Source organism: Modestobacter sp. NPDC049651, from assembly GCF_040659695.1.
In the GTDB taxonomy this organism is placed as follows: domain Bacteria; phylum Actinomycetota; class Actinomycetes; order Mycobacteriales; family Geodermatophilaceae; genus Modestobacter.
Genome location: NZ_JBFAOG010000009.1, coordinates 100,566 through 112,943, shown reverse-complemented (window position 1 = coordinate 112,943; position 12,378 = coordinate 100,566). Strand labels below are relative to the sequence as shown.

The 12,378-nt window shown below is 76.5% G+C and carries 10 protein-coding genes; 3 read left to right on the top strand and 7 right to left on the bottom strand.

Translation table 11 applies throughout. From position 1 onward, the window contains the following. The first annotated feature begins 10 nt into the window (after window positions 1-10). Complete coding sequence (locus tag AB0J00_RS14185; protein WP_357745445.1) at window positions 11-805, top strand: methyltransferase domain-containing protein; 795 nt, start codon at window positions 11-13, stop codon at window positions 803-805. Window positions 806-860: 55 nt separating this feature from the next. On the opposite strand, the gene AB0J00_RS14180 is transcribed toward AB0J00_RS14185, so the two are convergent. The 3 genes from AB0J00_RS14180 to AB0J00_RS14170 are packed head-to-tail and all read right to left on the bottom strand — an operon-like array spanning window position 861 to window position 4,013. Next, window positions 861-2,105: an MFS transporter gene (locus AB0J00_RS14180; protein WP_357745442.1), complete on the bottom strand. Its 1,245-nt coding sequence runs from the start codon at window positions 2,103-2,105 to the stop codon at window positions 861-863. Next, window positions 2,102-3,208 (bottom strand): aromatic acid exporter family protein, encoded by a 1,107-nt coding sequence (locus AB0J00_RS14175; protein WP_357745440.1) that lies wholly within the window; start codon window positions 3,206-3,208, stop codon window positions 2,102-2,104. Before AB0J00_RS14175 ends, AB0J00_RS14180 begins: the two co-directional genes overlap by 4 nt. A gap of 46 nt (window positions 3,209-3,254) precedes the next feature. Continuing rightward, window positions 3,255-4,013: a MerR family transcriptional regulator gene (locus tag AB0J00_RS14170; protein ID WP_357745437.1), complete on the bottom strand. Its 759-nt coding sequence runs from the start codon at window positions 4,011-4,013 to the stop codon at window positions 3,255-3,257. Window positions 4,014-4,106: 93 nt separating this feature from the next. On the opposite strand from AB0J00_RS14170, the gene AB0J00_RS14165 reads away from it, so the two are divergent. After that, window positions 4,107-5,054: a haloalkane dehalogenase gene (locus tag AB0J00_RS14165; RefSeq protein ID WP_357745435.1), complete on the top strand. Its 948-nt coding sequence runs from the start codon at window positions 4,107-4,109 to the stop codon at window positions 5,052-5,054. A gap of 48 nt (window positions 5,055-5,102) precedes the next feature. Here AB0J00_RS14165 and AB0J00_RS14160 read toward each other — a convergent pair whose 3' ends face one another. The 4 genes from AB0J00_RS14160 to AB0J00_RS14145 form a co-directional block, all read right to left on the bottom strand. Continuing rightward, window positions 5,103-5,690, bottom strand: coding sequence for a diguanylate cyclase (locus tag AB0J00_RS14160; protein ID WP_357745432.1), 588 nt, complete (start codon window positions 5,688-5,690; stop codon window positions 5,103-5,105). Between the two features lie 103 nt (window positions 5,691-5,793). Next, complete coding sequence (locus AB0J00_RS14155) at window positions 5,794-6,390, bottom strand: TMEM165/GDT1 family protein (RefSeq protein ID WP_357745430.1); 597 nt, start codon at window positions 6,388-6,390, stop codon at window positions 5,794-5,796. A gap of 246 nt (window positions 6,391-6,636) precedes the next feature. Continuing rightward, the gene (locus AB0J00_RS14150; protein WP_357745427.1) at window positions 6,637-9,384 is read right to left on the bottom strand and encodes a diguanylate cyclase; all 2,748 of its coding nucleotides are present in this window, start codon (window positions 9,382-9,384) and stop codon (window positions 6,637-6,639) included. 140 nt (window positions 9,385-9,524) lie between these two features. Next, on the bottom strand, window positions 9,525-11,315 hold the full coding sequence (locus tag AB0J00_RS14145) for a GGDEF domain-containing protein (RefSeq protein ID WP_357745424.1): 1,791 nt from the start codon (window positions 11,313-11,315) through the stop codon (window positions 9,525-9,527). A 113-nt stretch (window positions 11,316-11,428) separates the two neighbouring features. Here AB0J00_RS14145 and pheA point away from each other — a divergent pair, with 113 nt between their 5' ends. Beyond that, window positions 11,429-12,367, top strand: a complete 939-nt coding sequence (gene pheA / locus AB0J00_RS14140) for a prephenate dehydratase (protein WP_357745421.1) — start codon at window positions 11,429-11,431, stop codon at window positions 12,365-12,367. Window positions 12,368-12,378 lie beyond the last annotated feature (11 nt).

Here is a 12,378-nt window from a genome sequence, read left to right as displayed (position 1 = left end):
TGCTGCCCGCGTGGACACCTACACGCACGGGCACGCGGATGCCGTCCTGCAGTCGCACCGCTGGCGCACCGTCGAGAACTCGGCCGGGTACCTGCTGCCGCACCTGCGGCCCGGTCTCGACCTGCTCGACGCCGGCTGCGGTCCCGGGACGATCACGGTCGACCTGGCCCGCCGGGTGGCGCCGGGCCGGGTCGTCGGCCTGGACGCCTCGGCGGACCCGCTGGACGAGGCCCGGGCGCTGGCCACCGCCGAGGGCGTGCCGGTCGAGTTCACCGTCGGCGACGTCTACGCGCTGGAGTTCCCCGACGGCTCGTTCGACGTCACGCACGCCCACCAGGTGCTGCAGCACCTCACCGACCCGGCCGCCGCGCTGCGCGAGCTGGCCCGGGTGACCCGCCCGGGCGGGCTGGTCGCCGTCCGCGACGTCGACTACGCGACGTTCACCTGGTTCCCCCTCGACCGGGGCCTGGACCGCTGGCTGGAGCTCTACTACGCGGTGGCCCGCCGCAACGACGCCGAGCCCGACGCCGGACGGCGGCTGCTGTCCTGGGCGCACGCCGCGGGGCTGCGCGACGTCGTCACCACCACGTCGTCCTGGTGCTACGCCACGCCCGCCGAGCGCGAGTGGTGGGGCAACTCGTGGGCCGGCCGGGCGACCGCGTCGTCCTTCGCCGAGCAGGCGCTCGCGTACGGGCTGGCCACCGCCGACGAGCTCGAGGCCGTGGCCGACGCCTGGCGCCGCTGGCGGGACGCCGACGACGGCTGGCTGTCGATGACCCACGGCGAGCTGCTCATCCGCGTGTGACAGGCACAGGAAGCTCTGCACCCGCTCCAGGGCCCGAGAGTGGGTGCAGAGCTTCCTATGCCTGGGGTGCCGGGGCGGCGTCGGCCACCGCGACGTGGCGCAACGACCGCCAGATCAGGACGACGAACACCGCCGACCCGGCGAACGCGAACCAGAACGGTGCCGTGACCCCGCCGTGCTGGGCCAGCAGCCCGCCGATGCCCGAGCCGACCACCAGCCCGCCGAAGGTGCCGACCAGGTTGACGCTGTTCACCCGGCCCTGCAGCCGCTCGGGCACGGCGCGCTGCCGCACGGTCACCGACGTGGTGCCCCAGACGAAGGCGTGCGCACCGAAGACGAAGAACACCGGCAGCGCGACGTACGGGCTGGTGGTCAGGGCCAGCGCCAGGTGGGTGAGGGTCTCGATGACCAGCCCGACGCGCAGCAGCCCGCCGAGGGTCACCCGCCGGGTCAGCCAGCCGTAGACGGAGGTGCCGGCGATGCCGCCGACCGCCTGCACGGTGGTGACCAGGCCGAAACCGATCTCGCCCAGCCCCAGCCGCCGGGTCGCGTAGAGCACCAGCACCGACCAGGCGGCGCCGAAGGTCACGTTGAAGATCAGGATGGTCAGCACCAGCGTGCGGACGGCGGCGTGCCCGCGCACCCAGCGGAAGCCCTCGGCGACGTCGTGCCGCAGCGCCGTCCGCGGCCGGTCCTCCGCCGGGCGGGCGGGCAGCACGATCCGGGTGACCAGCACCGCGCCCAGCGCCACGACCACCGCCTGCGCGCCCAGCGCCCACGCCGCGCCGACGGTGAACAGCGCCGCGCCCAACGGCGGCCCGGCGAGCTGGTTGACGGTGATGAACCCGGTCTGCAGCCGCGCGTTCGCCACCGCCAGGTCGTCGCGGGCCACCAGCATCGGCAGCAGGGTCTGCGAGCTGTTGTCGGCGAACACCTCCGCGGTGCCCAGCACGAACAGCGCCGCCAGCACCGCGGCGATCGACACCGTGTCGGTGGCGACGGCGACCGTGAGCACGGTGAGCACCGCGGCGCGGGCCAGGTCGACGGTGACCACGATCAGCCGGCGGTCCAGCCGGTCGGTCAGCGCGCCGGCCAGCAGCCCGAACAGCAGCGGCGGCAGCCACTGGACGGTGGCGGCCAGCGCGATCAGGAACGCGTCGCGGGTCAGCGAGGCGACCAGCAGCGGCCCGGCGGCCAGGGCGATGCCGTCGCCGAGGTTCGTCGTCCACGACGACGCGACCAGCCAGCGGAACCCCGTGCCCAGCCGGCGCGGGACCAGGACCTCCCCGACACGGCTCACGAGGACGGGACGCTACCGTCCGCCGGCTCCGGGAACCGGACGTGCGCCTCGAGCGTCGCCAGCGACCGGTGCATGCCGACCGTCACCGCGCCGAGGGCGAAGAACCCCTCGTCGTCGGCGATGGCGGAGCTGCGCAGCAGGGTGGTCAGCCGGGCCAGCGCCGAGACGGCGGTGTCGATCGCGGCGTCCCGCTCGTCGGGCTCGCCCTCGGTGTCGTGGTACGGGATGCGGACCACCGCGGCCAGGCCCGCCAGCGCGTCGGCGAGCACCCAGCCGGTCGCGCCGTCCACCCGGTCCAGCCCGCGCCGGTGCGGCTGGAACTGCACCACCAGGGTGGTGAGGTCGTCGACGAGGACGGCGACGCGGTCCAGCGCGCGGGACTGCTCCCGGATGCTCTCCGCCGTGCCCTGCCAGCGCCGGGCGCGCGGGTTGGCCCGCCGGGCCCGCTCCACGAGCGTCTCCGCCGCCCGCATCCGGTCCAGCGCGACGCCCAGCTCCCGGCTCTGCGCCTCCCACGTGCCGGGCTCGGGCAGCTCCCCCCGGCGCAGGCCCTCGGCGATCAGGTCCAGGTGGGCGGCCAGCAGCTGCCGCGCCTCGGCCACCCGGCGGACGGCGAGGGTGAGCTGCATCGGCGGGAACAGCACCGTCGTCACGAGCACGCCGATCGCCGCTCCGAGCAGGGTCAGCCCGGCGTAGCGCACCGCGTACCCGGCCGGGTCGGTGCTGCCCACGGTGAGCATCAGGACGGCGGCGAAGCTGACCCAGCTGGCCGCCTCCCGCCACAGCCGCCACTGCTCCACGGCGATCGCCAGCGCCACGATCAGCGCGATCGTCAGCGCGTTCGGCACCGCGCGGGTGAGCTCGTAGACCACCACCGCCAGCGCGAAGCCGGTGAGGATGGCCAGCACGGTCCGCCACGCGGCCGACGCGGAGTCCGCGACGGTGGGGTGCACGGCGATGACCGCGCCCAGCGGGGCGTAGTAGGCGTAGTCCGACAGCGCCGGCGGCAGCAGCAGGGCCACCTGCCAGGCGAGCCCCGCCGCCAGGGCGGCCCGCACGCCGCGCTGCACCCACGGCCGGCGCAGCGGTTCGATCCAGCTCACCCCGCCAGGATGCGGGCCCCGTCCCCGGAGCCCGCACCCGGGGCGGTCAGCCCTGGCGGGCGGCGTTCGCCTGGACGGCGGTGCTCACGTACTGCGCGAGCCCCGGCGCCACCTCCTCGTAGTGCGCGGCGAACCGCGGGTCCTCGACGTACATCCGGCCCAGGCCGGCGTGCAGCTCCGGCGGGCAGTCGTAGAACCAGCGGCTGATGTGCTGCCGGTGCTCCTCGGCGAGGTCCATCACGGGGGTGGAGTCGGCGGGCAGGCCGTCGCGCAGCGCTGCGGCCAGCCGCTGCTCGACGTCCGCGGCCTCCGCCTTCACCCGCAACCAGTCGGCCTTGCCGTACCGCGCCGTGCGCCGCTTCGACTCCGCGTACGCGTCGGTGTCGCCCCAGCGTTCCTCCACCTCGGCCTCGTACCGGGCCGGGTCGTGCTCGCCGAACACCTCGAACCGCTCCTCCGGCGTGAGCTCGGTGCCCATCAGCCGTGCCTCCATCTCCTTCTCGACGGCCGCGACCATCGCCTGGGTGCGGGCCAGCCGTTCCCGCAGCAGCGCGTGCTGCCGGCGCAGCTGCGCCACCGGGTCGGCGCCGGCGTCGTCCAGCAGGGTCGCGACCTCCTCGAGGGGGAACCCGAGCTCGCGGTAGACCAGGACCTGGTGCAGCCGGTCCAGGTCGCCGGCGCCGTACACGCGGTAGCCCGCCGACGTCCGGCCGGCCGGGCGCACCAGCCCGATCGCGTCGTAGTGGTGCAGCGTGCGCACCGTGACGCCGGTCAGCCGGGCCACCTCGCCCACCGTCCAGCTCATCGCTCCTCCTCCCTGACGCCGACCACTGCACAGCCTGACGCCGCGTCAGGGTCAAGTCGTTTCGGTTCCGCCGGCATCGGGGACCCCGAGGGCATGGCCACCCAGCCCGCCCCCGCCGACGACCCGTTCCCGCGCTCGCGCGTGCGGCTGGGCCACGAGTCCGACCGGGAGCTGGACCTCACCTACGTCGACGCCGGGCAGGGCGACCCGATCGTCTTCCTGCACGGCAACCCCACGTCGTCCTACCTGTGGCGCAACGTCATCCCGCACGTGCAGCACCTGGGCCGGTGCATCGCCCCCGACCTGATTGGCATGGGCGACTCCACCAAGCTGCCCGACCCGGCGCCCGGCGACTACTCCTTCGACCGGCACTCCCAGTTCCTCTCCGCGTTCCTGGAGGCGGTCCAGGCCACCGAGCGGGTGGTCCTGGTCGGCCACGAGTGGGGCGCGGCGCTGGCGTTCGACTGGGCGCGGAAGAACCCGGGCGCGGTGCGCGGCATCGCGTTCGCCGAGACGTTCGTCGGTCCGCTGCTGTGGGCCGACGTGCCGAGGGAGGGCAAGCCCGCGCTGCAGCGGCTGCGCAGCCCGGACGGCGAGGCGGCCGCGCTGGACGAGGACCTGGTCGTCGAGCACCTGCTGCCCGCCTCGACCCGGCGCGGGCTGTCGGCGGAGGCGCACGACCGCTACCGGCGCCCCTACGCCGAGCCGGCCGACCGGTGGCCGACGCTGGAGTGGCCCCGGCAGCTGCCCATCCAGAACGCGCCGCCGGACGTGCACGACATCGTCGCGAGGTACCAGCAGTTCCTGGCGCACTCCGACGTCCCGAAGCTGTTCGTGGACGCCGACCCGGGGTCGGTGCTGGTCGGCCGGATGCGGAAGGCCGTGCGGAGGTGGCCGTCGCTCACCGAGGTGACGGTGCCGGCCGGGCACCTGGTGCCCGAGGACGCGCCCGACGAGCTCGGTCGGGCGCTGGCCGGCTGGATCGGCGCGCTCGAGGGCCGCGGCACCGACCGCCACGACCTCCAGCGCTCCCTCGACTGAGAGGCGGAGTGGATCCGTCGGGCGTGACGTCGACGGATCCACTCCGCATCAGCCGTGGCGGCCGGTGCCCTGGCGCTCGTGCCGGATCCGGGTCATCGCCTCGTTGGCCGCGGCGACCAGCGACTCGGGCGTCGACGCGCGGCCGGACACGGCCACCCCGACGCTGATCCGCACCCGGTGCTCGACGTCCCGGAGCGGGCGCAGCGGCCGGTCGAACGCCGCGGCGACCCGGCGGGCGATGCCGTCGGCGTCGGCCACCACGTGGATGGCCGGGCAGAGCAGGACGTAGGTCTGCGAGCTGATCCGGGCGACCACGTCGCCCTGCCGGACGGCGGTGACCAGCCGGCCGGCGGCCTCCGCGCGGGCGGCCTCGGCGACGGCGCGCCCGCGGGTCGCCTCCAGCTCGGTGAGCCCGTCGAGGTTGCAGGAGAGGACGGCGAGCCGGCCGGTCTCGTTGCCCGCGGCGGCCAGCGCCCGCTCGAGCCGGTCGATGAGCAGGCTGCGGACGGGCAGGCCGGTGAGCGGATCGGGCACGGTCCGCTGCCGGAGCCGATGGGCGAACTGCCGCTGGGCGGCGATGACGGCCGCCGTCCGGACCAGCACGTCCTGCGTCTGCTCCACCCGGATCGCGTCCATGGCCTGCTCCCGTCGGCGCGGCCGTACCTCGGCCGCTCCTGCAGGTGTCGGCCGGCGGCGGCGCGGGGTCAACGCGCCCCGGCACCGGGGTCACCCGGGCGGGTCAGGTCAGCGCGTTGACCGTCTCGACCACCGCGATGACCGCGAACACCAGGAACAGCGCGGCGGCGATCCGGTGCAGCAGCGCCAGCGGCAGCTTGTCGGCGAGCTTGCGGCCGAGGAACGCGGCCAGCCCGGAGATGACCAGCAGCGCGGCCCACGCGCCGACGAACACCGACAGCGGCTCGGCGTAGCGGGCGGCGAGGCCCGCGGTGGCCAGCTGGGAGAGGTCGCCCCACTCGGCGGCGAAGAGCACGCCGAAGCAGATGGCGGCGGCGCGGACGAACGAGGTCTGCTCACGGGTCTGCGCGGCGGCGTCCTCACCCTCGGCGCCCTTGCGGGCCTCCCGCCACAGCAGGACGGCGCCGACCGCGAACAGCACCGCGACCACCCCGCTGACCACGGCGTCGGGCAGCAGCGACAGCAGGCTGCCGGCGGTGACGGCGATGACCACCTGCAGGCCGAACGCCAGCCCGACGCCGACGAACACCGGCAGCGGCCGGAACCGCGTCGCCAGCACCAGGGTGGCGAACAGCGTCTTGTCCGGCAGTTCCACCGGGAGGATCAGCACGAAGGCGGCCAGGACGACCGAGAGGACCACGGATTTCTCTTCCACTCCGCGCCGCGGGCGTCGGACGCGGGCGCCCTCGGCCGGCGGCGCACCGACAGGTGACACCACGAGGCCGAAGGTCTCGCCCACCCGCGGAGCGCGGGCCCGCTGACCGGGTGCGGAACGCACCAGCATGTCGACCAGCGGTCGGGGGGCTACTCCCCTTCAACTGCCGTCGAGACTAGCCGACGGTGCCTGCCCGCCCGACGTGAGCCGCCCCACCCCGCGGCGGGTGCCTCAGCGCGGGGCGGTGCGCCGGGCCAGGCGGGCGGCGAAGACGCCGGCCGACCAGCCGTTGTCGATGTTGCTCACCACGACGCCGGGCGCGGCCGAGTTGAGCATCGCCATCAGCGCACCGAAGCCGCCGAACGCGTTGCTGGCCCCGGTCGAGGTGGGCACGGCGACCACCGGCACCTCGGTGAGCCCGCTGACGACGCTGGCCAGGCCGGCGTCGAGCCCGGCGACGACGACCAGGCAGTCGGCGTCGTCGAGCAGCGCGGGGTCGGTGAGCAGCGGCCGCAGCCGGCTGCCGCCGACGTCGTCGACCCGGACGACGTCGGTGCCGGTGACCCGGGCGACGAACGCGGCCTCGGCGGCGATCGGGGTGTCGCCGCTGCTCCCGCACAGCACCGCGACCCGGCCGGCGGGCTCGGGCAGCGGGCCGACGGCGGCGGCCATCGCGTCGCGGTCCATCGTCGTGTAGGCGTCGTGCTCGCTGGCCAGCGCGACGAGGGTGTCGGCCGAGGCGCGGACGACGACCGCGGGGCGGTCGGGGAACTCCCGCCGCGCGGCGCGCACCAGCGCGAGCACCTGCTCGGTGCTGCGGCCGGTGCCCCAGATGACGTCCGGGCCGGTGGGGCCGGCCGCTGCTCGGGTCACCGGCGGCGCGGGAGGCTCCACCACGGTGGGCTCGACCACCACGGGCTCGGGAACGGCAGCGGGCTCGGGAACGGCAGCGGGGGCCGGCCGCGAGCCGGCGCCGTTGACGACCGGCGCGCGCTCGCCGAACGGGCGCGGCGACTCCTCGGCGGCCACGGGGGCGGGGCCGAACAGCTCGTCGATCGGCCGCCGGGGCGCGCCCACCGGAGCCTGCGCGGGCGGCTCGACCAGCAGCGGGGCGAACCCGCCGGCGCCGTCCGCAGGGTCGGTGGGGTCGCCGTCCGGGAGCGCGTCGATCTGCACGTCGTCGACGATAGGTGCGGGCAGGGCGGCCTCCGGGGCGGACGCGTCGGGCGCCGTCCCCGGTGTCCCAGCAGCCTCGTCGGCCACCCGGGTCTGGGTGACGTCGGACAGCCGGACCACCCGGTCCCGGCCGGCCCGCTTGGCGTCGTAGAGCACGCCGTCGGCGGCGGCGAACAGCGTGCGCCGGTCGTCGCCGCGGGCCGCGGAGGCGATGCCGACCGAGATGGTCACCGGCACCTCGACGCCCAGCGCCGACCAGTCGTGCGCGGCGATCGAGCGGCGGATGCGCTCCATCGCCCGCTCGGCGTGCTCGGCGGAGGTGTCCGGCAGCAGGATGACGAACTCGTCGCCGGCCCAGCGGCACACCTCGTCGGTGTCGCGGCAGCCGTCGACCAGCAGCTGGCCGACCGCGCGCAGCACCGCGTCGCCGCCGGGGTGCCCGGCCGCGTCGTTGATCGACTTGAACCGGTCGATGTCGACGACGGCCAGCGCGGGCGTCGCGCCGGAGGACAGCAGGCCCTCCAGCCGGGCCTCGGCGTACCGGCGGTTGGGCAGGTGGGTCAGCGGGTCCTCGTACGCCTGCCGGCGCAGCTGACCGGCGGCCCGCTCGGTCTCCAGCAGGCTCTTGCGGCGGCCGAACAGCTCGACCCAGCGGGTGCGCCGCTCGTCGACCCGGTCCAGCTCGTCGGCCAGGTAGGCCTGCAGGTAGGGGAGCGCCCGGGCGGCGTCGTCCAGGTCGGCGTGCAGCGTGCACAGCTCGCGCAGCGCGGCGCGGCGGAGGCGGGCCAGCCCGTGCTCGGTGGCCAGCGCCAGCGCGGTGGCCAGGTGGTCGTCGGCGGCCCGCGGGTCGCCCTGCCGGCGCAGCGCCCGGCCCAGGCCCAGCTCGGCGCCGGCCAGCAGCGCCCGGTCGTCGGTCAGCCGGGCCGCGTTCACCGACGCCTGCAGCAGCTCGCGGGCGGCGTCCTGCTCGCCCAGGCCCACCAGTGCCCAGCCGTGCACGACCTGCGCCTCGAGCACCCCGGGGTCACCGGCCGGCAGCTGGTGCAGCGCCCGGACGGCGAGCTCCCGCGCCTCGGCGAAGTGCGGCGCCGCGGTCTCCGGCGTGCCGTCGTCGAGCAGCCCCTCGCCGACCTCCGCGCACAGCGCGGCGAGCCGGGTGGCGGCGTCCCCCGCGAGCGACGCGGTCGGCAGCCGCCCCTCGGCGGGGTCGGCGGGCGCGGTGAGGAGCAGCGCGGCGGTGTCGGCGGCGCGGCGCTGGTAGTCCAGCGCCAGCGGCATCAGCTCGAGGTCGGCCAGCACCGCGGCCAGCGAGCCGAGGGTGTGCACGAGCAGCCCGGACGGCGGCAGCGCCGGGTCCAGCAGGCTGGCGGCCTCCACCGCCTCGTCCATCGCCGCGTCGACCCGGCGGGACAGCAGCTCGATCCGGGCGTGCCGGGCCAGGCCCGCGGCGCGCTGCAGGTCGTCGTCCTGGGCGTCGAAGGCGGCGCGGGCCGCGCGGACCAGCGCGATCGCCTGCGCCGCGGAGCCGGCGGGCTCGCCGCGGTCCGGGTCGCCGGCCAGGTCGGTGTGCAGGTCCAGCGGCTGGCCCGGGCCGCCGGTGAGCGGCTCGCCGAACACCGACCAGCCGGCCTGCCGCAGCCGGCGGACCAGCAGCTCGGCGCGCAGCGTGTCGGCCCAGGCGCGGGCCAGCGAGGTCAGCGGGGCGCCGTGCTCGTCGGCGCGCACCGCCGGCACCTGGTCGTCGACCTGGGAGAGCAGCGCCTCCGCCTGGTCGAGCTGCCAGTTCGCGAGAGCGGTGGCCACCTGGTGGTGGAGCAGACCTGGCGGCACAAGCGCACTGTGCATGCTCGGTGGCGGAGTGTCACGCACCGCGATGTCGCCCGTGGGACGGCTGGGACGGGAGTCCTGTCCTGTGGTGTTCCCGCTCCCGCGGGACCTCCGGATCACGACGCCACCTCGCCGTCCTCGAACGCCCAGCCGGGCCGGCGGCCGGCCCCGCCGCCGAGCATGTCGGCGACCATCTCGTCGACCGTGGCGCTGGTCGACCGGACGGCGGCGCGCGGCGCGGTCGACGCCGAGGCGCCCCCGGCGGCCCGCACCCGGTCGCGGCCGGCGCGCTTGGCGGTGAACAGCTGCAGGTCGGCGCGGTCGAACAGGTCGCGCCAGGTGCGCGCGCCCGTCCCGCCGTCGGCGGTGGCCACCCCGATGGAGACGGTGATCCGGCCCGGCACGCCCAGCGCCGCCCAGTCCGAACCCGCGACGGCGGCGCGCAGCCGCTCCAGCGCCACCACGGCCTGGGTCTCGGCGGTGTCGGGCAGCAGCACCAGGAACTCGTCGCCGGCCCAGCGGAACACCTCGTCGTGGGTGCGGCTGGACTGGCGCAGCAGCTCGGCCACCCCGCGCAGCACCGCGTCGCCGGTGACGTGCGAGTGCTCGTCGTTGACCGCCTTGAAGCCGTCGACGTCGATGACCGCCAGCGACACCGGCTCGCCGTCCAGCGGCAGCTCGGCCAGCCGCCGCTCGGCGCTGCGCCGGTTGCCCAGCCCGGTCAGCGGGTCCTCCAGGGCGTGGCGGCGGAGCACCGCCGTCTGCCGCTCCGCCTCGCGCAGCCGGCTGCGGCGCACGAACATCTCCGCCCACAGCTCGCGGCTGCGCTGGTGCCCGCGCACCGTCTCGGCCCGGTAGGCCTCCAGCCAGTGCAGCGCCTCGGCGGGCATGCCCAGCGCGGCGGTGGCCTGCCCGAGCTCGAGCAGGCACTGGCGGTAGCGGCGGCGGTCACCGGATGCGGCGAACGCACCCGAGGCGGTGACCAGCAGCTCGATCGCCTCCTCGCCGTGCAGCCGGTCGCCGGGCCCGTCGGTGCCGGTGATCGCGCCGCGGTCGCACAGCCGGCCCAGCAGCCGTCCCAGCGCCAGCTCGGTGTAGCCGAGCAGCCAGAGGCTGGCGCCGGGTCCGCTCAGGTGCCGGCGCACCCGGCGCAGCGGGGGCAGGGCGTCGTCCAGCCGGCCGGCCAGGGCGGTGGCCCACGCCTGGACGACGTCGAGCAGGTCGGCCTCGTCGTCGGCCGGCTCGACGGGGAGCTCGCGCGCGGCGGTGGCGCAGCGCAGCGACTCCTCGGCCAGCTCGCGGGAGCGGGCGGCGTCGCCGCGGCGGTGCACGGTCTGCGCCAGCTCGGCGTGCTGCTGGGCGGACAGCCGCAGCAGCTGCCACTGGTCGGCGACGTCGGGCAGCGCGGCCGCGACCCGCCGTCCGCGCACCGCCTGGGCGACCGCCAGCTCCTCCAGGTCGAGCCGGGTCAGCGCGAGCGACAGCCAGTGGTGGGCCTGGTGCAGGGCGCGGCTGGGCTCGGCGCCGCCGAGCTGGTCGGCGAGCAGGCTGGCGTCGACGGCCAGGTGCATGGCGGCGTCCAGCCGGTCGGCGGTGACCTCCAGCCACGCCAGGTAGGCGAGGGTGAGCGCCTGCTCGGCGGACGGGCCGCAGTGGTCCAGCGCCGCTCGGGCGGCGGCCACGTGCTCGGCGGCGGTCTCCGGTGCGCCGGACACCAGCTCCGAGCGGGCGGCGAACGCCTGCGCCCAGGCCAGCCAGCGGGGCGCGTCCGCGTGGGTGAACGCCGCCAGCACACCGGCGAGCTCGGCGTCGAACGCGGCGACGTCGTCGCTGTCGCTGGTGGCGAGCAGCCGCCAGCGGGCAGCCTCGAGCCGCTGCTCGTCGACCACCTCGGGCTCCGCGGTCACGCTCACCTCCCCTCACGCTCCGGGCTGCCCAACGACGGCAGGCCCGACTGGTGACGAGGCAGCTCCCCCCGCACCGGGGCCAGGTCCCGGTGCGGCCGCACTACCCTCACCGGATGCCGCGCGCACACCTGAGCACAGCGCCGACGAGGTTCGCCTATCTCGGCCCCGAGGGTACCTTCGCCGACGCGGCGCTCGGCACCCTCGCCGTGGGTGACCGGACGCCGGTCCCGAGCGTCCCGGCGGCGCTGGCCGCGGTCCGGGCCGGGGAGTTCGACGCCGCCCTGGTGCCGATGGAGAACTCGGTCGAGGGCTCCGTGCCGGCCACCATGGACGGCCTGGTCGACGGCGCCCCGCTGGTCATCACCCGCGAGGTGTTCCTGCCGGTGGCCTTCGTGCTCGGCGTGCGCCCCGGGACGACGGCGGCGCAGGTGCGCACCGTGGCCAGCCACCCGCACGCGCTCGCCCAGTGCCGCGGCCGGGTCGCCGCCCTGGTGCCCGACGCGGACGTGGTGCCCACGTCGTCCACCGCCGACGCCGCCCGCCGGGTGGCCGCCGGGGAGTACGACGCCGCCGTCTGCGCGGCCATCGCCGCCGAGCGCAACGGCCTGGACCTGCTCGTCGACGACCTCGCCGACCACCCCGGCGCGGTCACCCGCTTCGTGCTGGTGCAGCAGCCGGGCCCGCTGCCCGAGGTCACCGGCGCCGACAAGACCAGCGTGACGGCGGTGGTCACCGACCGTACGGGCGCGCTGCTGGACCTGCTGGCCGTGTTCGCCGTCCGCGGGATCAGCCTGACCCGGATCGAGAGCCGGCCGACCCGTGAGCCGTGGGTCTACTCGTTCTCCATCGACTGCGAGGGCCACGTGGCCGACCGGCGGGTGGGTGACGCGCTGGCCGCGCTGCACCGGCTGTGCGAGGACGTGCGCTTCCTCGGCTCCTACCCGCGGACCGACGGGCGGGCGAGCCGCCCGGTCGAGGACCGGGTCGCCGACCGGGCGTTCACCGAGGCGGAGGCATGGCTGACCCGCGTGCGCGACGGGCAGGCGGGCTGACGCCGACCCCG